Source organism: Pyxidicoccus caerfyrddinensis, assembly GCF_010894405.1.
Taxonomy (GTDB): Bacteria; Myxococcota; Myxococcia; order Myxococcales; family Myxococcaceae; genus Myxococcus; species Myxococcus caerfyrddinensis.
This window is the reverse complement of the sequence record NZ_JAAIYA010000008.1, coordinates 1-26471: the sequence shown is the minus strand read 5'-3', so window position 1 is coordinate 26471 and position 26471 is coordinate 1. Positions and strand designations below refer to the sequence as shown.

General features: G+C 71.0%; 15 protein-coding genes and 1 pseudogene. 13 read left to right on the top strand and 3 right to left on the bottom strand.

Annotated elements, in window-relative coordinates:
- The first annotated feature begins 5 nt into the window (after positions 1-5).
- The 10 genes from G4D86_RS19890 (at position 6) to G4D86_RS19845 (ending at position 17312) form a co-directional block, all read left to right on the top strand.
- Entirely contained in the window at positions 6-1838 is a 1833-nt protein-coding gene (locus tag G4D86_RS19890; protein ID WP_163995577.1) for an Hsp70 family protein, read from the top strand.
- Positions 1839-1854: 16 nt separating this feature from the next.
- Positions 1855-3582, top strand: a complete 1728-nt coding sequence (locus G4D86_RS19885; RefSeq protein WP_163995576.1) for a hypothetical protein — start codon at positions 1855-1857, stop codon at positions 3580-3582.
- Complete coding sequence (locus G4D86_RS19880) at positions 3579-5585, top strand: tetratricopeptide repeat protein (protein ID WP_163995575.1); 2007 nt, start codon at positions 3579-3581, stop codon at positions 5583-5585. The genes G4D86_RS19885 and G4D86_RS19880 overlap by 4 nt, the downstream gene beginning before the upstream one ends.
- Before the next feature lie 39 nt (positions 5586-5624).
- On the top strand, positions 5625-5924 hold the full coding sequence (locus tag G4D86_RS19875) for a hypothetical protein (RefSeq protein ID WP_163995574.1): 300 nt from the start codon (positions 5625-5627) through the stop codon (positions 5922-5924).
- Positions 5921-6550, top strand: a complete 630-nt coding sequence (locus tag G4D86_RS19870) for a zinc ribbon domain-containing protein (RefSeq protein ID WP_163995573.1) — start codon at positions 5921-5923, stop codon at positions 6548-6550. The genes G4D86_RS19875 and G4D86_RS19870 overlap by 4 nt, the downstream gene beginning before the upstream one ends.
- A gap of 29 nt (positions 6551-6579) precedes the next feature.
- Complete coding sequence (locus G4D86_RS19865) at positions 6580-9102, top strand: hypothetical protein (RefSeq protein ID WP_163995572.1); 2523 nt, start codon at positions 6580-6582, stop codon at positions 9100-9102.
- A gap of 12 nt (positions 9103-9114) precedes the next feature.
- Positions 9115-11550 (top strand): Hsp70 family protein, encoded by a 2436-nt coding sequence (locus G4D86_RS19860; protein WP_163995571.1) that lies wholly within the window; start codon positions 9115-9117, stop codon positions 11548-11550.
- Positions 11551-11557: 7 nt separating this feature from the next.
- Positions 11558-13327 carry a hypothetical protein gene (locus G4D86_RS19855; protein ID WP_163995570.1) on the top strand — a complete coding sequence of 590 codons (1770 nt, stop codon included), beginning with the start codon at positions 11558-11560 and terminating at the stop codon, positions 13325-13327.
- 322 nt (positions 13328-13649) lie between these two features.
- On the top strand, positions 13650-16484 hold the full coding sequence (locus G4D86_RS54300; protein ID WP_163995569.1) for a PKD domain-containing protein: 2835 nt from the start codon (positions 13650-13652) through the stop codon (positions 16482-16484).
- 165 nt (positions 16485-16649) lie between these two features.
- The gene (locus tag G4D86_RS19845) at positions 16650-17312 is read left to right on the top strand and encodes a LysM peptidoglycan-binding domain-containing protein (protein WP_163995568.1); all 663 of its coding nucleotides are present in this window, start codon (positions 16650-16652) and stop codon (positions 17310-17312) included.
- 95 nt (positions 17313-17407) lie between these two features.
- Here G4D86_RS19845 and G4D86_RS19840 read toward each other — a convergent pair whose 3' ends face one another.
- The 3 genes from G4D86_RS19840 to G4D86_RS19830 form a co-directional block, all read right to left on the bottom strand.
- Positions 17408-18175 carry a GNAT family N-acetyltransferase gene (locus G4D86_RS19840; protein ID WP_163995567.1) on the bottom strand — a complete coding sequence of 256 codons (768 nt, stop codon included), beginning with the start codon at positions 18173-18175 and terminating at the stop codon, positions 17408-17410.
- 91 nt (positions 18176-18266) lie between these two features.
- Positions 18267-19256, bottom strand: a complete 990-nt coding sequence (locus G4D86_RS19835; RefSeq protein WP_240360360.1) for an extracellular catalytic domain type 1 short-chain-length polyhydroxyalkanoate depolymerase — start codon at positions 19254-19256, stop codon at positions 18267-18269.
- A 32-nt stretch (positions 19257-19288) separates the two neighbouring features.
- The gene (locus G4D86_RS19830) at positions 19289-20104 is read right to left on the bottom strand and encodes an alpha/beta fold hydrolase (RefSeq protein WP_163995566.1); all 816 of its coding nucleotides are present in this window, start codon (positions 20102-20104) and stop codon (positions 19289-19291) included.
- Between the two features lie 115 nt (positions 20105-20219).
- Between G4D86_RS19830 and G4D86_RS19825 the strand changes: the two genes are divergently transcribed.
- From G4D86_RS19825 to G4D86_RS19815, 3 genes and pseudogenes are all read left to right on the top strand, one after another.
- Positions 20220-20867, top strand: a complete 648-nt coding sequence (locus G4D86_RS19825; protein ID WP_163995565.1) for a TetR/AcrR family transcriptional regulator — start codon at positions 20220-20222, stop codon at positions 20865-20867.
- Between the two features lie 402 nt (positions 20868-21269).
- The gene (locus G4D86_RS19820; protein WP_163995564.1) at positions 21270-25013 is read left to right on the top strand and encodes a Calx-beta domain-containing protein; all 3744 of its coding nucleotides are present in this window, start codon (positions 21270-21272) and stop codon (positions 25011-25013) included.
- A gap of 308 nt (positions 25014-25321) precedes the next feature.
- Positions 25322-26471 (top strand): annotated as a pseudogene (locus G4D86_RS19815) (hypothetical protein); the annotation flags it as partial.

The following is a 26471-nucleotide window of genomic DNA, read 5'->3' as shown; positions in this document are numbered from 1 at the left end:
GCTCATTGGGAAGCTATCACCGCGTCATCGGTATCGATCTGGGCACGACGTACTCGGTCGTCGCGGCGTACAGCTACGACAAGCGAGACGTGAAGGTCCTTCCCAATCGCCAGAATGAGCCCACCACGCCCTCGGTCGTCTACATTGGCGGCGACGGCAAGGTGACTGTCGGCAAGGCCGCCAAGGCCCGGCTGGAGCGGGACCCCAACAGCGTCATCTTCGAGGTGAAGCGGATGATGGGGCACTCCTCCGAGGGCGGCCGCAAGCAGATGGCCCGCGCCGCCGGCCAGGAGTTCGAGCCCGAGCTCATCTCCGCCCACATCCTCAAGGAGCTGAAGGCCAACGCCGAGCGGCTGATTGGCGAGCCCATCCACGACGCGGTCATCACCGTGCCGGCCTACTTCAAGGAGTCGCAGAAGAACGCGACCCGCGAGGCGGCGAAGATTGCCCGGCTGAACCCGCGGCTCATCATCAACGAGCCCACCGCCGCGGCCGTGGCCTACGGGTTGGAGTCGGGCGAGCCGCAGACCTTCGTCGTCTATGACCTGGGCGGCGGCACCTTCGACGTCTCGGTGGTCCGCATCGAGGACGAGAAGAGCGCCGAGGTGCTCGGCACCGGCGGCAACGCCCGCCTGGGCGGCGGTGACATCGACCAGATGCTCGTCGATTGGGCGCTGCGCAAGCTGCGCGAGCAGCACGGCAGGGACTGCTCCGGCGACGCCAAGGCCGTGGGCCGCATTCGCGTCAAGGCCGAGGCGCTGAAGATCAACCTCTGCAACGAGGGCTCACCGCAGGATCTCGTCCTCGACAACCCGCTGCCCGGCGTGGACGAGGCGTCCTACACGCTGTCGCCCGACGAGTTCGACGCGATGACCCGCCCGCTGCTGGAGAAGACGCTCGCGGAGGTGGACGTGGCGCTGCAGAGCGCCGCGGGCAAGCACGGCCTGTCGCTGGATGACGTGGACGCGTTCATCCTCGTGGGTGGATCGAGCAAGATTCCCGCGGTGGGGCGGCTGCTGCGCGAGCGGTACCGCAAGCCCGTCAAGTCCGACCTGAACCCGGATGAAATCGTCGCCATGGGCGCCGCGCGGATGGCGCTCAACTACGACCCCAGCCTCGCGCCGGAGCTCAGCGACACGGCCGAGCTGAAGATAGACAGGTCCTCGCCGGTGCCCGAGGGCATCGCCAACGTCAACATCAAGGATGTGGTGAGCCACACCCTGGGCGTGGGCCTGGTGGATGACGTCTACGACGCACTCATCCCCAAGGACCACGTCATCCCGCACCGGGTGGTGAAGGGCGGCTACGCCACCGCGAAGGACAACCAGACCAGCATCCTGGTGCCGGTGTTCCAGGGCGACAACGCGAAGTCGTCGCTCAACACCATGCTGGGCCAGGTGGTCATCGACGGCCTGACGCCCGAGCCCAAGGGCGCCCACCAGTTCGAGATTACCTTCGCGCTCAACGCGGACGGCATCTTCGAGGGGGAGATCCGCCACCTTCAGAAGAACACGGTGAAGCAGATCAAGCTGGACCGGGGCCTGGACACGCTGACCGAGAAGCGGCTCCTCAAGCTGTCCGAGCAGGTGGCCTCGGGCACGGTGCCCACGGCGGCGGCCCCGTCCGCGCCCGGCGGCGGCGGGGCGATGGAGGCGGACCCGGTGGCGCAGCTGGTGGCCCAGGCCCAGCAGATGCTCCCGCTGCTGTCGGCCGAGCGTCAGCGCGAACTTCGCGACCTCCTCAAGCGTGTGGCCGAGGCCCAGCAGTCGAAGAACAAGGAAGCCCAGGCGGCGGCGGTGGCGCAGCTCACGATGGCGTTGATGCGCGTGCAGAACTGAGTCACCGGAGTCGCGCTTGGACACCCAGACTCCAGCTGGAGCCGCCGGGGGGCGGCCCTCCACCGGCATCCGCTTCACACGGGGCGAGGCGGAGACTGGCGGTCGGCTCCGCGTCTCGGTGCCCGCCGCTCCCTCCACGGGGCGCGCCGTCGAGCGGCTGCGCGCGCTGCCTCCGGACCTCTTCCTGGTGCCGGGCGCGGTGGAGGAGCATGCCAGCCACCTGGAGCTGGGCTTCCCCGCGGAGCCCGAGGGGACGGTGCCGCTCGCGCTCGCGCTGCCCGGACTGCGCGGCTCGCCCGAGAGCGTGGTGGTGGCGCTGTCGCTGGCGCGCTTCCTCCTGGAGGCCTCCCAGGCGGCGCAGGAGGCCGTGCTTCCCTTCGTCGTGTGCGGGCCCACGCTGGTGCGGTACACGCCCAGGGCCGCGAAGCCGTGGCGGCTGGCGGCAGTGCCGGGGCGCGGGCTCACCCTGGGGGACTGGGCGCGCTCCGAGCAGGAGCTGCTCGGGTGGATGGCGCCCGAGGTGCTGCTCTCCGGGGAGGTGCGCGACGCCGCGTACCTGGCCGGAGCGGCACTGCTCCACTGGTTCTCCGGCGACGGCCTGCCCGCGGGCGTCACCGGCCGCGAGCGGCTCCACCGCGCCGTGCGAGGCCGGGTGGAAGGCACGGGACGGCTGGCGGAGGGAATCGTGGCGGCGCTGCCCACGAGTCTCTCCGAGGAGGCCGGCCAGCTGGAGCGCCTCATTCGCGAAGTGCTTCCCCCGGCCCCCTCGCGCCGCAACACCGCGGCGGTGATGGAGGCGCGGCTCACGCAGCTGGAGCAGGCGCTGCCAGCGCGGCGGCTGGCGACGCGCTGGGAGTACGAGGGCCGGCGCGACCTGGCCCTGGCGCTGCTGGAGCGGCTCTCCGGCTTCGGCCCGGCGGGCACGGCCTTCGACCTGGAGGCGCGGCTGCGCGAGGAGGGCGGCGACCTGCGCGGGGCGCTCGCGGCCTGGCGCCGCTCGTTCGAGGCGGGCGAGGAGGAGGCGTTGCGCGGGCTCGTGGGCGTGCTGCGGCGCGCGGCGTTCCAGCCGCTGCCCGAGCGCGCCCTGGTGGCGGAGGGGCTCGCCGTACTCGACGCGCGGAGGGGAGAGGAGGCCGCTGAGGCGCTGCGGCTGTCGCTGGCGGACATCGAGGCCCGCGCGCTGGGCGAGAAGGACAGGGCCGCCGCGCGGTTGCAGGCGCCGCACCAGCGCCCCTGGAACGAGGCGCGGCGGCTGTTGCTCCTGGCGCGGCTGCTCGCCGAGCGGGGCGACTGCGTGGGCGCGAGCAAGCGGGTCCAGGCCGGCCTGCGCATCCTCGAGTCCGGCCCGGACGGCCAGCACCCGCTGGGGCGCTACGTGCGCGCGTATCTGCTGCTGGTGGACGGCGTCGCCAACTTTGGCGCCATCGGCACGCTCAACGAGCCGCGGTACCTGGCCGAGTGCTACCCGCTCTTCGCCGGAGCGCTCACCGAGGCGCTGGAGATTGGCGCGAAGGCGCTGGCCGAGGCGGCGGTGCACTGGCTGGGCTTCATCGTCCGGTACGCCCAGCAGCTCGCCCTGCCAGTCACCGGCACGGTGAAGCTGGGGGTGGAGGCCTTCCTGCAGTCTCGCGACCTGCTGGAGTACGCGCGCTCGCCGCGCTTCGCCGGCATGCCGCCACTGCCCTGGTACGACGGGGACGCGCTCTTCCCGGAGCCGTCGTCTCCAGAGCTGAGGGGTCAATGAGTCTGCTCACCACGATACTGATGTGGCTGTTCGTGGCGCTCTGCGCGGTGCAGCTCGTCGTGGCCCTGCGGGCCGCGCGGGCGGAGCGGCACGGCGGCCTGGTGCCCTCGTATGCCCGCGTCGGCGCGGTGGCGCTCGTGCTCGCCGCCGTGCTGGGGCTGGCCCTGGGGGGCTCGCTCCCCTCCGCCGCCACGCCGTCCCCCGCGCGGCCTTCGCACGAGGAGTGGCTGGCGGAGCTGCGCGCCGAGCACCTCCGGCTCCAGGAGGAGGCGAAGGCCGCCGAGGTGCGGCTGCTCGCGGCCACGCGCGGCGAGGGCGCTCCGCCCGAGGCGGGCCTCGCCGGACAGCCCGAGCCGCTCCCCGCCTGGTACCTTCCCGTGATGTCGCTGCTCACGCTGGGCGGCTTCGTCCTGCTGCTCGTGCTGGGCGACCTGGAAACGCTCCTTCCGCGCGGATGGCTGCGCCGCAAGCGTGGCGAGCGCGAAGGGGGAGCCGGCGTGGCGCCGCCCACCCTCCGCGCGCTGGATGAGCTGGCCGCGGCGGCTTCCGTGGGGCGCTTCCAGGAGGGACTCACGGCGGCGCGGCGCGTGGCCGAGGAGGAGCTGGACAAGCTGGAGCGGCTGGACCTGCTCTTCCTCCGCGCGTACTGCGCCATCCACCATGTGGTGGACGTGGGCCGCGAGGCGCCGCTTCCCCACCAGGAGCGCAAGCGGCTGCTGGATGGCGCCCGGGCGGATCTGGACAAGCTGCTGGAGCTGGCCCCGCGCATGGCCGAGGCGAGGTACCTCCTGGCCTATCTCCAGGGCTACCAGCGCGAGCACGCGGCGGCGCTGGAGGGCTTCACGCAGACGGCGGGGAAGCTCGCGGACGTGGAGCTGCCCACCGAGCACAACCGGAGCGTCTGTCTGCTCGGCCTGGCGGAAGAGAAGCTGGGCAGGGGCGACCTGACCGGAGCCAACCAGCACTTCGACGAGGTGACGCGGCTGGGCGTGCTGAAGGCCCAGGTGCCGGTGGCACTCGTCACCAGCCGGCTGCTCCAGGTCCGTGGGAACCTGCGGTCGGGGAAGTTCGCCGAGGCCCGCGAGGGCCTGGGACTGGTGCGCCAGGTGGAGGGACTCTCCGAGGAGCAGAAGGCGGCGGCGGCCGTCGTCTTCGACGCGTACGGCGTGCTCATCGTCTACCGCGAGGGGCAGTACGCGCAGACGCTGGAAGCAATCACCGCCTTCCACCAGCGCTGGCTGCCGCCCGGGTTGCCCGACGTGGACGAGGCCACCGCGGACGAGTACCTCTTCCCCGCGGTGGAGCGCGACAAGCTGCCGGTGCCTCCAGAGCTGTACCGCGGCTTCTTCTTCCTCCAGGCCGTGGCCATGGCGCACCTCGCCGTGCCGAGAGGCCGGCCGCTCACGCCCGACGAGGCCGCCTCCATTGCCCGGCCGCTGCTGCGCGCGCTCCAGTTCGAGCCGCGCCAGCGCGAGGTGCTGGCCTGCCTGGGCGCGCTCTACCTGTGGTTCATGCCCGGCAAGGAGGCCCGGGGCCTGGGGTGGGTCGACGCGGCGCTCGCGATGGGCGTGCGCAGCCCGCTGGTGCGCCGCCTGCGCGAGGAGGAGCGCCGGCACGAGCAGGAGCGGCGGGAGCTGCTCGACAGCTTCCTCGGGGTGTCCTCGCGCTTCCTCACCGACGCCATGGTGCAGCCCCGCGTGCGCAAGGCCCTGGTGGAGGAGCTGGGCCGCTTCCAGGACTTCCAGCCGCTGCTGGCCGAGCTGGGCGCCGCCACCGACGTGGAGCCGAGGAGCCCGACGCTCCAGGCCCTGCGCGAGCGCGCCCGCTACCTGCAGGACGTGGCGGTGCGCTTCGCCACACGCAACGGACCGGAGGCCCTCCACCTGAAGGAGGCCGGGCGCGAGTACGCGGCGCTGCTCGACGGGCTGGAGCGCTCCACCGGGCGGCTGGAGGAGCTGGAGCAGCGGGTGATGGAGTCGATGGGCAAGGTGGTTCTCAAGTGAGGTCGTGTCATGGCGGATGCTGAGCGTGCAAAGACTCCCATGGCAGGCTCCGAGGCGGGCTCGATGACGGGCTCGATGACGGGCTCGGAGGCGGGCCCGCCGGACGCCCTGGCCGGAGCGCCTGCCGAGGCCCCGGCCTCCACCGCGCCCCAGGTGGAGCGCGGGCCGAAGCTGCGCCGTGCCCTGCTGGCGAAGCTGCCCCGGCTCGGCTACCACGCCAACATCGCGGACGCGGTGAAGGTGGACTCGGACGCGGAACTGCGTTCGCTGGTGGAGCTGGAAGCGGATGCCCTGCTCGAGCCCTTGCAGCGGGTGGCCCCGCGCCGGAGCCGCGAGTGAGCACGGCGCCGTGCCCCAACTGCCAGTCCCTCCTCGAGCCCGAGGTGCGGGTGTGCCCCTACTGCCGCCAGGCGCGGCCGGACCCCACGCTCGTGGAGGGCATGCTGGCGCGCGACTTCTCCTCCGGGGGGATGGATGGGCTGGCGCTTCTGGCCTCCGCGCCGCTGCTGGCGCGCAACGAGTCCATCGACGCGCTCACCCGCGAGCTGGAGCAGGAGTCCGCGGGCCCGCTGATGCTGGCCGAGCTCCAGTCCGTCTCGGACCGGCTGGCCGGGGATGCGGCGCCGGGGCTCAACGAGCTGGAGGGGCTGCTGGCGAAGGAGGCCGCTCCGGTCAGCTTCGACGGAATCCAGCTCTCCAGCCTCCTGGAGCGGGGCTCGCAGGACCAGGCGGTGCTGCGCAAGGGGCTGGTGCTCCTCAGGCACCGCCGCTACGCCGAGGCGCTGGAGTGGTGGACGCTCAACCGGGAGGCGCTGGAGCCCTCGCGGGAGCGGCTGGAGTTGCTCCTGCTGATGATGGAGGCCTTCACGCACGGGCTCGCGGGGAACCGCGCTCGGGAGCGGGCCGTCCGCCAGCAGGTGCTCGCACATCCGCTGTACCAGCAGCTCCGGGGGCGCAAGCGATGACGAAGTCCCGCATGCAGAAGAGGGGATGCATGTCCTTCACCGGTAGGAGCGTGCTCCTCGCGCGCGCGGTGGCGCTGGCGGTGCTGGTGGCGGCGCCCGCTGCCCGGGCCGATGGGTTCACCCGGCTCTCCGATACGAGCGCGGAGACCATCAGCGACCAGCTGAAGGGCCAGATGCTGGCGGAAGGGGTGCCCGAGGAGCTGCTGGGACAGCTGGTCAAGGTGGAGGTGGCGGACCATTCCCGGTGCTGGTTCACCGCCTACAACCCGCACGGGCATGACCTGTGGAACGTCGGGGTCACCTTCCAGCCGACGGGCATGGACAAGCGGACGCAGCACCTGATGCTGCTGCCCGCCCAGAGCACCGTCGATGTCTTCTTCAACTGCATGGGGGCCCGGGGCGGCAGCTTCGATGGGATTGCCATCGGCATGCGGGCCATCAACGACAGGCTCCTCGGCGACATGCTGAATGCCGAGGCGGACACCAACTTCCACGGGAACGGCTACACCGAGTCGCGGCCCGGCCACGTCCCGGCCCGGGGCGCGCTGCCGCTGCTGAAGTTCGCCAGGGAGGGGAAGCTCTTTGTCCAGAGGCTGATGGCGAAGAAGGCCGGACCGGGCCTCCTGGCCGGATTCCTCGCCCAGGAGCCTCCCGAGGGCGTGGTGGAGCTCGTCGGCGACGCCCTGACGAGCAGGACGGATTCCACGCAGGTGGTGGCGCTGATTGCCGCGTTGCTCGACGCCTCCGGCGAGCGCACTTCCGCGGTGGCCTCCCTGGTGGACTCGCAGCTCGGCAGGGTGTGCGCACCCAGGGCCGGACCGGGCAGTGGTGGCCAGGACCTGCTCTGGCTGAAGGCGCTGAAGGCCTCCGGGCAGCCGGCGCTCCAGGCCTCCGTCTTCAAGCGCTGCCAGCCAGGCGGCGAGAGCCTGCGGCGCACGGTCCAGGTGCTCACCGGGTCCGCGGAGCTCGCCGGCCAGGTGCTGGAGCACAGTGGCCTCAAGGTGTTCCGCGAGCTGACCGCGGCGCTGGCCCGTTCGAAGGCGGGCCACGCCGCCCTCCACCACTTCCTGCGCACCACCGCGGATGCAGGCCGGTTCGACACCGTCCGGGCCCTGCTCCAGGACGATGAGCTGCGCGAAGCCGTGCTGGCGGTGGCCCGGAGCGAGCAGTCGTCCCTTGCCGAGTACAAGTCGCTCTTCGTGATGGCGTCGCTGGACAAGCTCCGGATTCAGCAGCCCGAGGCGGCGCGTGCGCTGCTCCTGGAGCTGGTGAAACTCCAGGCCTCGAACGAGATACCCCTGGACGAGATGCGCGCGGTGCTCGCCCGGCGATGGAGCTGGGCACCGGAGGAGGCCGGACTGCTGCTCACGGAGGAGGTGGCCCGGAGGCCCACGCCGTTCCAGCTCGAGGGAGGCAAGCTGCCCGCGGGAGTCGAGCCGCGGGACTACCTGTTCCAGGTGCAGCCCCGGCTGGAGGGCTGTGACGCGTCCCTGACGCGGCTGTCGGAGTGCGCGGAGGTCATCGCGGCGCACCAGGTGCTGGTGGGGAGCGGGCTCAAGCCGGAGTTCCTGTCGGTCGTGTCCGCCGTGCTGCTGGGGGCGGACCCCACGGGCCCGTCCTTCAGGCGGGTGGCGCGGGAGTACTCCCGCTGGGGCCTCGCGCTGGACCCGGTGGTGGAATACGTGTGCGGCGAGGCCGCGCGGGAGGGGCACCGGCGCGAGGGCGGCGAGGACGCGCTGCTCTCCGTCGTGGCCGAGCTGAAGCCGGAGGCGGACTGCATCGCCGCGACGCGCTCCGAGCTCAGGTGGGCCGCCGTGGAGGAGAATGCCACCCTGACGCTGAAGGGGCTGTCGCTGCTGCTGCCTGTCGCGGGCCTGGTCTTCCTGGCCCGGTGGCAGCTGAAGCCCGTGCAGGAGCTGCGCCGGAAGAGCCTGCCGGACAGGTCGGTGTTGAAGGGCCCCGGCACGGTGAAGAGCCGGCTCGCCGGGCCCGGCTGGCAGCGCGGGCTGGAGGACGCGCTGGCGGAAGCCCGCAAGGCCTTCGAGGAAGACGGAAGCCCGCCGGGGCGCGCGGCGGCGCAGGCCCTGGCGGGCCTGCGGGAGGCCGTCCCCGTGCTCGCGGCCCAGGCGCGGGCGGCGGCGAGCGAGGCGGTGACTCGCGGGCACCTGCGGTCGGTCCTCCTCCAGCGTGAGGGCGTGGTGGTGTACCTGGTGGCCGTGCCCGCGCGGTACGAGCAGCCACAGACGCTGCGCCGCTTCCCGGGCTTCACCGACGGCTGGACGCGTCACGTGGAGCGCGTGGCGCGCGCGCTGCCGCCGGACTCGGCCGGACAGCCGCTGCTGGGCCTGGTGCTGTTCGTGGAGCCCGACGCCAGCCAGGTGGTGGTGGTGGCGGGGCTGGAGGCGCGGGGCCAGCGGCTGCTGCCCGGGGCCCTGCTCGATGAGCGTGAAGCGAAGGTGGCCGACGGGCGCGTGCACCCGCACCGTGGGTCGTTCGCGCTGGAGGCCGCGCCCCTGGCGGCCTCGGCGGGTGACGAAGAGGACTCGGAGTAAGCGGAGCTCGTGATGCGAACGACCCTCGACTACGGCATCGACCTGGGCACCACCAACTCGGCCATCGCCCGGCAGGACGGGAGCAGTACCCGCCTGCTCCAGGGGCCGCACGGTGGGGTGCTCCTGCCCTCCGCCCTCTACGTCCCCGCGGAAGGCACGCTCCGCGTGGGCGCGGCGGCACATGACGCCGCGCAGGCAGACCCCCAGAACGCGGCCATCGAGTTCAAGCGGCTGATGGGCACCGAGGAGACGCGCACCTTCCCCGCGTCCGGCAGGCGCCTGTCCCCGGAGGAGATGTCCGCCGAGGTGCTGCGCGAGCTCATCGGCTGGGCCGCCCGCGAGGAGGAGGCCCCCCGCGCCGCCGTCATCACCATCCCCGCCATGTTCCAGCTCCCGCAGTCGGAGGCCACCCGCCGGGCGGCCCAGCTCGCGGGCATCCAGCACGCGCCCCTGCTGCAGGAGCCCATCGCCGCGGCCATTGCCCACTCCGGCGCGGGCGAGGTGCGTGAGGGGTACTGGCTCGTCTACGACCTGGGAGGCGGCACCTTCGACGTGTCCCTGGTCCGCTCGCGCGGCGGGCGGCTGCAGGTGCTGGACCATGACGGCGACAACCACCTCGGTGGCCGCGACTTCGACCGCGTGGTGGCCCGCCGGGCCGCGGACCGCGTGCGCGAGGAGGGGCGGCTGGGCGGGTTCAAGCGCTCGGACGAGGCCCTCTCGGGAGCCTTCTCCCGCCTGAAGGCCGAGGCCGAGCGGGTGCGCATCCTCCTGTCGAAGCAGGACCAGGCCGAGTTCCGCGTGGACCAGCTCGCCCAGGTGGGCGGAGCCTGGGCGGGCGTGTCCTTCCCGCTGGACCGCGGCGAGCTGGAGTCGCTAATTGGTTCCACCGTCCGGCGCACCACCGCGCTGTGCAAGCGGCTGCTGGCGCGCAACCGGCTCGGCGCGAAGGAGCTGAAGGGCCTGGTGCTGGTGGGCGGCCCCACGCTCACGCCGTGCGTGCCGAAGCTCATCCAGGAGGAGCTGCAGTTGGAGGCGAGGCACGCCGGCGACCCGATGACGATGGTGGCCACCGGTGCCGCCATCTTCGCCTCCACGCAGAAGCTGCCGGCGAACCTGCGCTCGGCCCGGGCGGGGAGCGTGCCCGCGGTGGAGCTGCAGCTCGAGTTCGAGCCGATGACGACGGACCCGGAGCCGCTGGTGGTGGGCCGGGTGGACCCCGCGAGGCTGCCCGCGGGCGTCGCGGTGACGGCCGTCCGTGAGGGCGGCGGCTTCACCTCCGCGCCCGCCCGGGTGGACGCGCAGGGCCGCTTCGCGCTGGAGCTCGCGCTCAACCCCAACAGCCTCAACGTCTTCGCGCTGGAGCTGCGCAGCGCGGGAGGAGAGGTGCTGGCCGCCGAGCCGTCCCGCCTCACGCTCCTGCACGGCTTCTCCGTGGCGAAGCCGCCGCTGTCGCAGTCGGTGGGGGTGATGCTCGCGGGCAACGCGGTGTCCTGGTACCTGCGCAAGGGCGCCACGCTGCCGGCGCGCAACACGGTGACGCACGCGACCACCATCGCCCTGCGCCGTGGCCAGTCGGGCGAGGCCGTCAACATCCCGCTCCTCCAGGGGGAGAGCGGCCAGGCCGACCGCAACAAGGTGATTGGCATCCTGCGCATCGTCGCCGACAAGATTGGCAGGGACCTGCCGGCGGGCACCGAGGTGGAGGTGACGCTCTCCATCGACGAGTCCTCGCAGACGACCGGCCGCGCCTATGTGCCGCTGCTCGACCAGTGGTTCGACGACGTGGTGATGTTCCGGATGGAGACCAAGCAGGCCACCGAGGTGAGCAAGGGGCTGGGGGCGCAGAAGGAGCGGCTCGCCCGGCTGGAGCAGCTCGCCGCCGAGCTGGAGGGCGGGGATTCCGCGCCGGCGGACCAGCGGGTCCAGGAGGTGGAGGCGCTCATCGAGGAGGGAGACCGTGACTCCATCGACCTCGCCGACTCGATGGTGCGCCTCATGTCCGAGGAGCTCGACCAGACCGAGACGGTGACGCGTGGCAGGGCCCTGGAGGGCCGCTTCCAGCAGCTCCTGGCCGCGGTCTCCGAGCTGATTGCCAAGGAGGGTGACAAGGCGGACAAGGCGCAGGTGCGCGCGCTCGGGGACGAGTTCGCCCGGGCGATGCAGCAGGGCGACATGGAGCTGGCCGAGGCGAAGGTGGAGGACCTCCGGGCGCTCTACTTCCGCGTGGCGCAGCGCACGCCGGACTTCTGGATTGGCCTGTTCAACCACCTGGCCGGGCGGATGCAGGAGCTGGACCTGCTGTCGCGCGCGAGGGATGCGCTCGTGCGCGGGTCGACGGCCATCAAGAAACAGGACTACGACATACTCGCGGCGGTGTGCCGGGAGCTCATGGCCATGTTGCCCGAGCAGGAGCAGGTGGGCTCCTCCATCATCTCCCACGTGAAGTGAGCCAGCCATGACCCAGAGCCCGGCCGCAGCAGCGCTGCCCTCTTCCGATGCTGGCGATTCCCGCGCGCTCGCGCGCTCGGTGGGAGTCAACCAGTTCCGGCTCAACCCCTTCCGCGTGCTCGGCGTGCCCGTGGACGTGGAGGCCAGCAAGGCCCTGTGGCGCGCGGAGAAGCTCCTCACCCGCGCCCGTGCTGGCCTGCCCCCCGCCGAGGCCTCGGCCCTGCCGTGGCTCTCTGGCGCCGACGAGCTGGAAGTCCAGCAGGCCGCCCAGAAGATGGAGGAGCCGCTGCGCCGGCTCTCCGAGCAGCTCCTCTGGTTCGACTTCGGCCTCGACCCCAGGGGCGAGGAGCTGAAGCGCGCCCTCACCGGGCCGGACCCGGTCGCGCTCGCAGCCTACCGCTCGCTGCGCGACGAGGACCTGCAGGCCCTGGTGCCCGAGGTGCCCGACGAGGGTGCAGCGGACATGAAGGCGGTGACGGAGCGGCTCGTGAAGCTGCTGGCCCACCGCGCCAACCAGGCGAACCTGCGGCTCGTGCTGGCCTTCTCCGCCATGTACGGGCTGGGGCCCTCCTCCGAGGACGGCGGTGCACGTGCCGGCGGGGGCCCGGTGCTCTCCTGGGAGCAGCGCGAGGGGCTCCGGGTGGTGGTGGATCCGCACGCGCTGTTCGGCGCGGACGGCAAGGGGGCCGCGTGGCAGGCCGAGCTCACCGAGGCGCTCGCCCGCTGGTCGGCGTTGCTGCAGGACTCGTGGTTCCCCACGTTCCTCGGGTATCAGATCACCCGGCTTGGGGACGACCTGGTGAGCGCGGATGACTGCGAGCCGCTCATCGCCGCGCTGCGCACCCGGCTGGCGGACCTGGTGGTGGGGGAGATGAAGCAGCGGCTGATGGGCGGCTTCGCCGACGAGGCGCGCGCGCTGTCCCGCATCGCCTCCGGGAGCGGGTTGGAGCCGCAGGTGTGGACGCTGGCATTCCGGCCGCTGCGCTCGCTGTTCCGCGCGGAGCTGGCGCAGCTCGACACGCTGGTGGACGAGTCCCATCCGGTGCACCTGAACGACGTCTCGCTCTACCTGGACCGCCTGGACGCGCTCAACGCGAGCTGGCGGGAGATCGACTCGAAGCAGCTGCTCGGGCTGGCGGTGCTCATCGACGAGGCGGTGCTGCGTGCCTTCGACCGGGTGCGGACGCTGGACTTCCCGCTGACGGGGATTGGCGCGGTGAACGCGGTCCTCGCGGAGGCACGGCGGGTGGCCAACTCCGAGTCAGTGAAGGAGCGCATCGCCGCCTTCCGCTCACGGCTGGAGGGGCGCAAGGACGAGCTCTGCCACTACTGCCGGAAGCGCGAGCAGGACTTCGAGTACGCCGCCATGCTCTCCGGGCGCGTGGAGACGGGGCGCTCGCACGGCTTCAACAGCACCACCGTCCATTACCGGATCCGCAGCCTTCCCATCCTGCGGTGCGCCTCTTGCGCGAAGCTGCACGACTACCTGGCGTCGATGGGCAATTGGGCCGTGGGGGCGGCGGCCGTGACCTTCGCCCTGGCCGTCGTCCTCTTCGCGGGGAGTGGGGGGTTGCTCTGGGGCGTGCTGCTGGCCGGTCTGGTGGGCCTGGGCTTCCGCATGCTGCTGGGCACCGTCGTCACGCCCAGGCGCGAGCACTCGTACTCGGACTACAGTGGCTCGAAGGCGCACCAGTTGCTGTCGGAAGAGGGTTACGGCCAGCTGCAGTACGACTACAGCCTGCACGCCTGGAAGGTGGCGGCGGGGAGGCAACAGTAGTCAGGACTCGCCGCGCTGTACGCGCCGCCGGGACACGAATGACCAGGTGAGCGGTTCCAGGTGCTCCAGCTCCGGCCGGACGGTGTCTCCCGCGCCCCAGCGGAAGCAGGGTGCACTTCTCCGCCGATGACAGAAGCCGCCGTGCATGTGACGCCTCGCGGCGGGCGATTTCCCTTCCTTGCGACGCAGGGCCGGGCGCTACGGTGCGTGTCCCGGTCGCGACTCCCTCTGCCCGAGCTTCCTCCCTGAATGCGGGGGCCGTGCCCGGTTTGCCGCGCCGCGCGTCCCTTGGATGCGTGGCCGAAGCAGGAGAGGGGACCCGATGAAGCTGAAGCCGTCTGCACGGCGGGGCGCGTTCTTTGCGCTCGCGCTGTCGATGCTGGGGAACAGTGCCTGGGCGCAGGAGCGGGAAGAAGAGGAGCGGGAGGAGTCGCGCCGCGGTCCCCGGGACGAGACGCGGGAGATTGAAGAGCGCAAGCGCTGGTTCATGGAGTCGCGCGGCCTGGACAAGGTGCGCGCCAACCCGCGGTCCGAGCGCGCCAGGGCCGTCAACGACCTGCGCCAGCAGCGGCGCACGCGAGAGAACCAGCTCACCCTCGCCGGTGAGGTGTGGACGTCCATGGGCCCGTCGGCCATGAGCATGGGCTCGTGGACCATGGGCCGCGTCTCGGGCCGGGTGAATGCCGTCGTCCCGCACCCGACGGACGAGAACACCGTCTACTTCGGGAGCGCCGCGGGCGGCGTGTGGAAGACCACGAACGCGGGCACCAGCTGGACGCCGCTGTTCGACTCCGTGGGCACGCTGCCCATCGGCGCCATCCACGTGGAGCCGGCCACGCCCAACAACGTGTGGGTGGGTACGGGTGACAAGAACGGCGGCGGGTGCGCGGGCTACTTCGGCCAGGGCGTCTTCCTGAGCACGGACGGCGGCACGACGTGGACCGCGAAGAACGGCTCCGGCGCCACCGCGATGCCGCTGTCCATCGTCAACGCCGTGGCCGTGCAGCCGACGAATACCAACGTGGTGCTCGCGGGCGGCGCCGGCAGCTGCACCGGGTCCACCTCTCCGACGGGGCCCGGGATGTTCCGGTCCGCGGACCGCGGCGCCACGTGGACGCGCGTGCTCAGCTTCAACGTGGAGGACATCGTCTTCGCCCCGGGCAGCGCGACGGCGTACGCGAGCGTCCCCGGCCAGGGCGTGTACAAGTCCACCGACGGCGGTGCCACGTGGACGAACTCCAGCAGCGGCATGACGCCCTCGGGCAGCCGCATGCGTCTGTCCATGGCGCCGAGCGACGCGCAGGTGCTCTACGTGCTGCAGGGCGGACAGGTCTACCGCTCCATGGACGGGGCGGCGAGCTGGACGCTGCGCACCAGCGGCGCGTGCGAGGGCCAGTGCACCTACAACCAGGCCATCTCCGTGCACCCCACGGACGTGAATCAGGTGCTGGTCGGCGCCATCCGCCCGGCGCGCTCGACCGACGGCGGCACGACGTTCACCTACCTCACCACGACGTGGGGCTCCGGCCAGACGGTGCACCAGGACATCCACGTGGTCCTGTACTCGCGCACCAACGGCAGCCGCTTCTGGATTGGCAGCGACGGCGGCCTGTGGCGCACGGACAACGGTGGCACGAGCTTCGTCAACATGAACTCGAACCTGAACGTGACGCAGTTCTACGACCTGGCGGTGCACCCCTCCAACGCGGACACCGTCTTCGGCGGTGCGCAGGACAACTCGTCCTCGCGGCGCACCACGAGCCCCGTGTGGGACCTGACCTTCGTCAGCGGCGACGGCTTCATGAACGCCGTGGACCCCACCAACACGAACAACGTGTTCCAGACGAGCTACCCCTCCAGCAACCTGCCCAGCGTCTACCGCTCCACCACGGGCGGGACTCCCAACAGCTTCAGCAAGCTGGCGACGACGGGCATCACCGCCTCCGCGAACTTCCCCTGGGTCACCCCGCTGGCGGTGGCCAGCAACCGCATCTTCGTGGCCAGTGACATCGTGTATCGCGGCACCACCTCCACGAACCCCATGACGTGGACGGCCATCTCCGCGAACCTGGGTGCCCGCGCGGCGGTCATCACACCGATGCTGACGGGCACCACCATCCCCACGTACGTCGGCACGTCCAGCGGCACCATCCATTCCACCGTGGACGCGGCGGCCGCGAGCGTGACGTGGACCAACGTCACCGGAAACTACCCGGGCGGCACCGTGTCCGACGTGGCGATGACGCCGAACAACCGGCTGCGCGTGTTCGTCACCCGCGCGGCCTTCGGCGGCAACAAGCTGTTCCGCTCGACCACCGGCGGCACGACGTGGTCCGCCGTGGGCGCGGGTCTGCCCAACGTGCCGGCCAACAGCGTGGCCATCGACCCGGTGGACACCAACCGCGTCTTCGTGGCCACCGACGTCGGCGTGTACGAGAGCACCGACGGCGGCGACAACTTCGTGCCGTTCTCCGCCGGCCTGCCGCTGGGCCTGGTCGTCACCGACCTGGAAGTGGATGACGTGCCGCACGTCCTCGTGGCCGGCACCTACGGCCGTGGCGCGTGGAAGGTGGACCTGACGGGCGGCGCGGCCAACCAGTCTCCGGTGGCCAACTTCAACTTCACCACGAGCGCCCTGACGGCCACCTTCAGCGACACGTCGACGGACGCGGATGGCACCATCGCCTCGCGCAGCTGGGCCTTCGGTGACGGCACGACGTCGAGCGCGACCAGCCCGAGCAAGACGTACACCGCCGCGGGCACGTACGCGGTGCAGCTGACGGTGACGGACAACGCGGGCGCCACCGGCACCGCGACGCAGAACGTGACGGTGAGCACCGGCTCCACCTGCCCCGGCACGCGCTACACGGGCACGTTCAGCGGTGCGAACGGGCAGACGCAGATCCACCCCGGCGGCACCTACTACCAGAGCACCGTGAGCGGCACGCACGCCGCCTGCCTCACGGGCCCGAGCGGCACGGACTTCGACCTGTACCTGGACCGCTGGGACGGCGCCGCCTGGGTGCAGGTGGCCGCGAGCGAGAGCTCCACCGCGGTGGAGAACATCTCCTACCCGGGCACGGCCGCGTACTACCGCTTCCGCGTGGTGAACTACTCGGGCGTCGGCGCGTACGACCTCTACATCAGCAAGCCGTAGTTCCGGAGGCACGGGCGGCGGGGTCATCCCCACCCGCCGCCCATGTCCCTGATTTTGCTCGGGATTATCCAGCCCGAACCCATGAAATCGGGTGAATTCCAAGAGCTTGGGAAATTCGGGCGCAACTCCGGGAGGGACGTGGCGACAATCGCTCCAGGAGATTCCATGTCCACCTACCGCATCCGCTCCGGCGACACCCTCTCGGCCCTCGCCACCCGCTTCAAGACCAGCGTCTCGGCCCTGGCGAAGGCCAACAACATTTCCAACCCGAACCTCATCATCGCGGGGAAGACCCTGCGCATTCCCGGCCACACCGGGAAGGACAGCTTCGAGGGCACCAAGGGCGGCACGAAGAGCTCCGGTGGCACGAAGAGCTCCGGCGGCACGAAGGGCGGCGGGAAGACCGAGGGCAGCAGCGGCGCCTCGGCTCCGGGCAAGGCGACGCCCGCGATGCGCAAGCTCGCGGAGGCGGGCCGCGCGGCGGCGATGAGCATTGGCGGCTACAACAGCCAGGGCCTGTGCGCCACGGGCGTGAGCAAGGCCATCCAGAACGCCTTCGGCTTCAAGGTGTGGGGCAACGGCAACCAGATTGACAACAACCTGCCGCGCGACAAGTTCAAGCAGGTCAACATGTCGCTCGAGGAGGCGCTGAAGATTCCGGGCCTCGTCCTCACGTGGGAGAAGACCTCCACGGCGGCGGGCAGCAAGTACGGCCACACCGCCATCACCACCGGCGACGGCCGCTCGTCCGTGAGCGACTTCATCGAGCGCAACACGCTGGGCGCCGGTGGCCGCACCGGGCTGAAGATCTTCATGCCGACGATGTAGCTCCCGCCGCACGGCGGAGCACCGTCGCAAGCTGCGCCCCCGGGGCTGTCGACCGGGGGCGTTGTCGTGTCCGCACCTGGGCGCAGCGACACTCCTCAGAAGTCCTCTGCCCGCGCGAGCTGCTCGAACATGATGGTCTCCTTCACCGCGCCGGGCGGTGGCTCCGCCTGGGAGATGAGCTCACGTGCCTTGAGCATCTCCTGGATGGCTTCGTCCTCGTAGATGGCCTCGAAGGCGGCGAGCGCGGAGCAGTCGTAGCGGACCTTCAGGTACTGGCCCCGGTAGTTCTTGTACCAGAGCCGCGGTTTGCGCTCGATGGGCTGACCGGGCTTTACCCTCGTGGTGAACCGGAGGTAGCGCTCGCCGGTGCCGCGGTTCGTCGCCGGGCCCAGTTCCTCCTCCTCGCAGCTCACCTTGAGTCCCTTGTAGAAGGACTGGGTCGCCGGGTCCGACTGCGAGACCCACTGCAGCTTGCCGGTCTTCACGTCGCTGGCGGCCTGGTTGAGCAGCTCCAGTCCCTTGCCTTCCTGCCGGAAGGCAGGGGCCACGCAGATGAGCTCCAGTGTGGAGATGCTGCGCTCGTTCAGGAGGGCATAGAGCCCTACGACCTGGCCCTCTTGCTTGCAGATCTTCCGGAGCATCTTCACGGGCACGGCCGTGTCACCCCGCGGTTCCTCTCCTGCGTAGAGCCACCACGACTTCGAGTCCTGCAATCCCTCGCACACCGATGCGACCAGGTCGAGACGCTGGGAGCCTTTGTCGATATTGACGAGCTCGCACTCGAGCGCGAGCGCGGAGAGGGGACACAGCAGCAACACGCCGAGCGTGATACCGGCACGGCGGAACATGGACGGACACCGCATGGGACAGCCTCCCTGGTACGGGCCGGCCACGAGACAGTCGGGCCGGCGCCTCGGGAGGACGTCCCAGTCGGCCGCTTCGTGAATACCGTCCCTACGGCGCGTCTAGCGCGTGCTGCCGGAAGAAGTCCCACATGAAGGTGGTGGCGTCCGGCCCCGAGGGGTCCGCGAAGGGGTAGCGCGCATCACCCCCGGGCCATGCGTGGCCCATGCCCCGGACTTCGAAGTGCCGCGCCAGCAGCTCGCCGCCGTAGACGTAGTCCTTCACGGTATAGGTCCGGCCTCCGGGCACGGTGGCGCTCCCCGTCCACGTCGGCACGTAGCGCACGCTGTCGTTGCTCACGCCGTCGTCGCCTTGGTCGCTGGTCTGCAGGAACTGCCGCACCGCCTGCTCGCCATTGATGGGGTTGACGACGTCGTCCTCGGTGCCGTGCATGACGAGCACCGGCACCGTCCGGCGCGGCCGTCCCGAGCACACCCACGCGTCGCGGCCCCGGTCATCCGGGTGGTAGATGCTGCCGAACGACATGGCCCAGGCCGTGCCTGAAATCGTCGTGGCCGCCTTGTACATCGCCCCCGCGCTCACCATGCCGGCGGCGAAGACGTCCGAGTAGCAGGCCAGCAGCGTTCCCGCCATGACGGCCCCCGCGGACACACCGCCGATGTACACGCGGCGCGCGTCCACCGCGTAGTGCTGCTTCACCAGGTCCACCATGCCGACAATCAGCGCGGGCTCGCCCGTGCCGCGCTCCTGGTTGCTCCCGAGCATGAAGTTCCAGCACTGCGTGGGATTGGCGAAGACCGCCTGGTTTGGATAGAGCACCAGGAACTTCTCCGCGTCCGCCTTCACGTTCAGCCGCGTCAGGCCGGCGAACTGGTCCGGGTTCTGGAGGCAGCCGTGCAGCGCCACCACCAGCGGCAGCTGCGCGCCCGGTTGATAGCCGTCGGGAACCCAGAGCTGGAAGCTCCGGCCGCCATGGGCACCGTATACCCAGGCACCGGCCTCGGCCGGCGCCCCCGTGAAGATTGCGAGAGACACGAGCAGCATCCGCGCGAGCGCGCCAACACTCCGACTCATCGACATGGGCCTGCCTCCTTCGGGGAAGTTCGGACCGCTCAGCCCAGGCCGCGCGTGGCCACAGCCGCGCCCTCGACTTCGCGGAGGAAGGTCTCCACCGCCTCGGCGAGCTGCTCGGGCTGGTCCAGCGGCGCCGCATGCCCGGAGTCGCTCATCACCTGGAGGCGTGCGTCCCGGAGCAGGTCGACGTAGGCCTGCTTCTCGGACAGCGGCGTGTAGTCACGCTCGGAGTGGAGCACCAGCACGGGACAGGTGATGTCCTTCACGCGCTCCAGCACGCTCCACCCGAGCAGCCCGCGCGTCGCGCGCAGGTACGCACCCGGGTCATTGTGCCCGAGGGTGTCCAGCACGCGCTGCCGCAAGTCCGCCTGCTCCGGCTTGGGGAAGAGCCGGGGCGCGAGAATCCTCGCCATGCGCATGGGCCCCAGCAGCCGCAGCACCACCAGCCGCAACGCGAAGTCGAACTTCCGCCGCAGCGTCCGCGCCTTCAACTCCGGCCCGCTGTTGACGATGACCAGGCTGCGCACCAGGTCCGGCCGGTCCACCGCGAGCTGGAAGCCCATCATCCCGCCCATGGACAGCCCCACCACGTGCACCCGGCCCAGGCCCAGCGCGTCGCACAGCGCGGCGATGTCTCGCGTGAAGAGCGGCACGCCATACGGCCCCGCGGGCGTCTCGCTCCGGCCATGTCCCCGCGCGTCCGGGACGAGGACCCGGTGGCGCTTCGCGAGCCGGGGCGTGACGAGCTCCCAGTCCCGCCCGGAGGAGCCCAGGCCATGCAGGAGCAGCACCGGCGTCCCGTCGCCCGCCGTGTCGCAGTGGAGGGAGACCCCGTCGAGCGGAAGCATCGGCATGCCGGTCTCCTGGCTTCGGCCGCCTGAACGAACGGCCATTCACGGGTTCGGGTAGAAATGCTCCCAGTCGCCTCACCAAGCTATCTGAACGAACGTTCGTTTTTCAAGGTCCTTCATGAGCCTCCCTCCCCGCACGCGGCTGCGAGCCCAGCCCTCGAGCCTTCCGCCCTCCGCGGCCCCCGAGGGCACGCGTCGGCGCATCCTGGAGACGGCCCTGCAGCTCTTCGCGAGCAAGGGGTTCCACGACACGTCGATTCGGGACCTGGCCGCGGTCCTGGAGCTGCGGCCCAGCGCGCTGTACGCGCACTTCCCCTCCAAGGACCACGTGCTCGCGGAGCTGGTGCGCATCGGCCATGAGGCGCACCACGAGGCGCTGCGGTCCGCGCTGCTGGACGCGGGCTCCGAGCCGGCCGAGCAGGTGCGCGCGCTCGTCCGCGCTCACACCCGCGCTCACGCGGAGCACCCGCAGCTCGCCCTGGTGGTGAACGAGGAGTTCTATGCGCTGACCCCGGAGCTGGCGGCTCCGGCGGTGGCACTCCGCGAGCAGTCCGCCGCGCTGCTGATGGATGTCATCGAGCGCGGCGTGTCGAAGGGACGCTTCGCTCCTCCCCATTCCCTCGTCACCGCGCGCGCGATTGCCGCGATGGGCGTGCGCCTGCCGTACTGGTACGAGCCGGGCGGCGCGCTCGACGTCGACACCCTCGCGGACGCTCACGCCGAGCTGGCGCTGCGCATGCTGGGCGCTTCCTCCAGGAAGCGGTGAGCCGCACGCGCCGGTTTCTCGAAGGACGTAAGTCGTTGCTGACCCAATCATGAAACATGACGAACCGTGGGCTCATGCCCCCACTTCGATGGGGAGCGAGGCCCACAGTCAGGCGTGATTTCACGCAGGCCGCGCGTCGTCCTCCTCTGAGCGAGCCACGCTTCATCCGTGGCCCGGGGCTTGCCTGAGCGCGCGCCACCATTCACCTCCGCGACACGTGGCCGTGAAGCACACGGCACCGCGTGGGTGGTGTTTCTCGTCTTCAAAGAGCTCGTTGTTCATTGATTGGAGCAGTGCGTGTCACCACGAAATCAGCTACGCGCGTTACTCGCCGGCGGACTGTTGCTGGCAGGGGGAGTGCCTGCCCTGGCGCAGTCGTCCCATGAGCCCGGCGCCACCGGCTTGAAGCCCCTGACGGCCCGAGAACTCGAGCGGCTTCGCTCGGAGGGCCGCGAGGTCCGTCAGGTCCTGCCGAACCGCATCGCGCTGGAGCGCATGAACGAGCTCCGGCGCGCGAAGGGCGAGCGGACGTTGTCGCTGTCCGCCGCCGCGGCGGTGGGCGAGGAGGTCATCGGTCCGGGCCTGCGCGCGCCGTCCGGGGTCGCCTCGTTCGCCGTGCTGCCGTCGCATGTCGACAACAGCGTCCTGGACTTCTTCCCGCCCATTCGCAGCCAGGGGTCGATTGGCTCGTGCACCGCGTGGGCCACGACGTATTACCAGTTCAGCCACAACGTCGCGCTCATGTATGGCTGGGACGCGAAGCACAGCACCGACAACACGCGCCTGTTCTCTCCGAAGTGGACCTACAACTTCATCAACAACGGCGTGGACCAGGGCAGCTACATCTTCGGCGCCTATGACCTGCTCGCGCGCCAGGGCGCGACGACCTGGGCCAACATCCCCTACGACTCCAACTACACGTCCTGGCCGGTGGACCCGGCGGTGTGGCGCGGCGCGCTCACGTTCCGGGCGAACCCCGTGCAGTACGTCACCCAGGCGAGCACGCCGGACGGCCTGCAGCGGATGAAGGAGCTGCTGGCCAATGGCTACGTCCTCGTCTACGGGACGTACGTCAATTCGTGGCGGAGCACGTCCATCAAGAACGACCCGTCCACGCCGGACGATGACGCGTTCGCGGGCAAGTACATCACCTACTGGCAGAACGGCTACGCCGGCTCCCACGCGATGACCATCGTCGGGTACGACGACACGGTCTGGGCCGACATCAACAACAACAATGTGGTGGACCCGGGCGAGAAGGGCGCGCTGCGCATCGCCAACTCCTGGGGCACGGGCTGGAATGAAGGGGGCTTCACCTGGGTGGCCTACGACGCGCTGCGGGCGGTGTCGGCCGTCACCGGCGGTCCGAGCACCGGCCGCGTCCCCCTCTTCCAGGGCGACCTCGTCTACCACGTCACCGTGCGTCCCAACTACACGCCGAAGCTCGTGGCGGAAGTGAAGGTCAACCACCTGCGCCGCAACCAGCTCGTGCTCTCGCTGGGCTTCACCGAGGTGGGGTTCGGCATGCCGGCGGCGACGTTCCAGGACGCGGTGGCCTGGGCCGGCGAGGGAAGCGGACTCCTGCTGGGAGATGGCGAGGTGGACGCGGGCCAGCCCGGGGGCGGTGGCTCGACGGGCGAGCAGGACGCGGGGCAGGGTGGAGGACGTGACTCGGGGCAGGGCGGAGAGCGTGATGCGGGGCCGGTGGACCCGACGGTGTGGAGCTCCACGACGGTCTGGTACACGGGTGGGCCGAGGGCCTTCAACGGCTCCACGACGGCGGCCGTGGATGGCACGTTCGTGTTCGACTTCACGGACCTGCTCCCCGCCACGCTCTCGCAGAAGCGCTTCCTCGTGCGGATGACGGACTCCACCGTGGGAGACCCCGCCGTGCTGAAGTCCTTCCGCATCGTGGATGTCGCGAACGGGGACCTCGCGGTCGCCAGCCTGGATGCGCCGCTCACCGTCGATGCAGCGACGGGCTACGCCCATGTCGACTACACCCGGGTGAACCGGCCCCCCGTCATCACCAGCGCGCTTCCGGCGGGCCGGGTCAAGCTGGGGCCGGCGGGCTCGGTGGCGCTGTCCGTCCTCGCGGAGGATGCCGACGGTCAGTCGCTGTCCTACGCGTGGAGCGTGGATGGTGCTGCCGTCGGGAGCAACACCGCCGCGTTCACCTATGCGCCGACGGTGGTGGGGACGCACTCGGTCCGGGTCGCGGTGTCGGACGGCGTCGGAGGCGTGACGCTCCAGCACTGGAGCGTGGCACTCAACTCGCGGCCGCTCGCCAACAGCCCGAGCGCCACGCTGACCGAGGACTCCTCCAAGGCCTTCGCCCTCACGGCCTTCGACGCCGATGGGGACCTGGTGACGTGGACGGTGGTGGACCCGCCCGCGCACGGCACGCTCTCGGGCTCGCTGCCGAGCCCGCTCTACCGGCCGGAGGTGAACTACGCGGGGCCCGACAGCTTCACGTTCCAGGCGCATGACGGCATGGAGAGCTCTCCGCTCGCCGTCGCCACGGTGACGGTGACTCCGGTGAACGATGCGCCGACGGTGCGCATCGCCTCCCCGGCCCATGGCTCGTACTTCGCCGCCCCCGCCACGGTGAACTTCGAGGTGACGGCCTCCGACGTGGAGGGCCCCGTCTCTCGCGTCGAGCTGTACCAGGGCTCCACGAAGCTGGGGGAGGACAGCGAGGCGCCCTTCACCTTCCAGCTCGACGGGCTGGTGGCCGCGACCTACGTCCTCTCCGCGAAGGCGTACGACGCCAGCGGTGCCGTCACCACGTCCTCGTCCATCTACGTCTATGTCGTGTCGCCCACGGTGAGTGTCTCGGTCTCGGATGCGACGGGCGCTGAGCCGGGGACGGACACCGGCCGCTTCACCCTCTCCCGCTCGGGTGGTGTCTCCGGTCAGGTGCTGACGGTGGGGTATGTCCTCACGGGGACGGCCACCTCCGGCGCCGACTTCACCGCCCTCTCGGGCTCGGTGACGATGCCCGCGGGTGTGAATTCCGTGAGCGTCGACGTGCTGCCCGTGGACGACGTGGACGTGGAGGGCAAGGAGACGGTGGTGCTGACCGTCGTCCCGGGCCCGACCTACAAGCTGGGGAGCGTGGCGAGCGGGACGGTGACGCTGCTGGACAACGAGCAGCCGGTGGTGACGGTGAGTGCGACGGATTCCCTGGGCGCGGAGCCGGGCACCGACACGGCTCGGTTCTCGGTGACCCGGACCGGGCCGACCACCTCTGCGCTCACGGTCCGCTACGCCCTGTCCGGAACGGCGACGGAGACGGACTACGTCGCCCTGCCGGGCACGGTGACGATTCCGGCCGGCGCGGCCTCGGCGAACGTGGTGCTCACGGCGGCGGATGACGCCCTCGTCGAGGGCAAGGAGACGGTCGTCCTGACGCTGCTGGAGGACGCTGCGTATCAGGTCCACACCAGCGCGTCCGCGACCGTGTCGCTGCTGGATGACGAGCAGCCCGTCGTCACCGTGACGGCGACGGACGCGGAGGCCGCGGAGCCCTCGAACCCGGGGGCGTTCACGGTGACCCGCACCGGGCCGACGCAGGCGCCGCTCACGGTGTTGCTGGTGGCGAGCGGGAATGCGTCCAGCACGAGCGACTACCAGGTCCTCGCGACGTCGGTGGTCATCCCGGAAGGCGCGGCCTCGGCGGTGCTGGTAGTGCAGCCCGTGGATGACGTGCTCGTGGAAGGCAAGGAGGGCGTCACCGTCACGCTGGCGGCGGATGCGACGTACCAGCTCGCCACCAGCACCGCGGCAACGGTGAACCTCTTCGACGACGAGAAGCCGGAGCTGCGCATCACCGCGACGGACTCCGCCGCGGGCGAGGCGAACGCGAATGGCGGCCTGTTCTCGGTGACTGCCGTCCCGGCGCCCAAGGCGGACCTCCCCATCTCCTTCACGGTGACGGGGACCGCCACCCAGGGCACGGACTACGCGGCGCTCACCTCGCCGCTGACCCTTCCGGCTGGGGCTACGTCGGTGGGGCTGTCCGTCGCTCCCATCGATGATGCGGTGAAGGAGGGGAGCGAGACAGTCGTCGTGACGCTCTCGGCCACCGCCGGCTACACCGTGGGCACGTCGGGCGCGACCGTGTCTGTCTCGGACAACGACTGACGCACCCTGACGAGGTGCTCCTGCCTCGGAGCTGAAGTGCCGGGGCAGGAGCGCTCGCGGTCGCCGTGCCCGCATCACCCGCACGCCACCTACAACAGCATCCTGGTTGTCTCATGGGGCCATTGCGGTTGCGTCCTGCTGAAACGCAGATGCGTCCCGCCCAGACGCGGCTCTCCGGGGACTCGGACCCATAGCGACTCATACCGGGGGTATGTGCGTGGTGGAGAAAAGTGGCGCGCTGCTTGCTCAGGCGGCTGCGCGGTGGCCAACCCTGGCCACGGCAGCAGTGCACAGCAAGAAAGGTCGCGATGAGGAACACTCGTCCTGATGTCATCGGTGTATCGAGATTTCTCGCTGTATCAACGGCGCTCGTCACAGGCCTGCTTTGGGGGCCCGCCTACGGGCAGACGCCGCAGACCCAGACGTACAACTACACGGGCGGCCTGCAGACCTTCACGGTGCCGGCGAACGTGAGCGCGGTGACCGTCAAGGCGGTGGGCGCGCGTGGCGGCAATGCCTTCAACAACTCGGGAGCAGGAGGTGGCGCTTCGCTGCAGGGCACCTTCAGCGTGACGGCGGGTGAGCAGCTGACGCTCCTGGTGGGAGGCCGGGGCGCGGACGGCACCAACGGCGGCGGTGGCGGTGGCACCTTCGTGTGGCGTGGCACCGGGGCCGCGTCCGTCTCGTCGCTGCTGGTGGCGGCGGGCGGCGGTGGCGGAGCCGGCTGCAATGGCTTCAACGGCTCGGGCGCCGCGCTGAACGCCTCAGGCAACGGGGGGAATGGCAGCCCTGGCGCGAGCGGCGGCTCCAGCGCGGGCGGTGGCTCCGGAGGCGCGGCTGGCTTCCACGGTGGTGGCGGTGGTGGCGCGGGCCTGACGCAGTCGGGCGGTACGGGTGCCAATGGCGCTGGCTCGGGTGGCGGCGGCGGTGGCGCGGCCATCAGCGCGGGCGGTGGCGGTGGTGGTGGCACCCTCAACGGCAATGGCGGCTACGGCGGCGGTGGTGGCGCGGCCGGCGCGGCCGGCGGAGCAGGTGGCTACAGCGGCGGTGGCGCGGGTGGTGCCGCGAACAACTGCGGCGGCGGCGGTGGCGGCGGCTCGTATAACGCGGGCAGCAATCCCTACAACCAGCCCGACCTCGGCGGTGGCAACGGGCAGGTCGTCCTCTCCTGGATTCCGGCCGTCCCCGTCACCGTGACGTACAACTACACGGGCGGCCTGCAGACCTTCACGGTGCCGGCGAACGTGAGCGCTGTGACTGTCAGGGCGGTGGGCGCGCGTGGCGGCAATGCCTTCAACAACTCGGGAGCGGGAGGTGGCGCTTCGCTGCGAGGCACCTTCAGCGTGACGGCGGGTGAGCAGCTGACGCTCCTGGTGGGAGGCCGGGGCGCGGACGGCACCAACGGCGGCGGTGGCGGTGGCACCTTCGTGTGGCGTGGCACCGGGGCCGCGTCCGTCT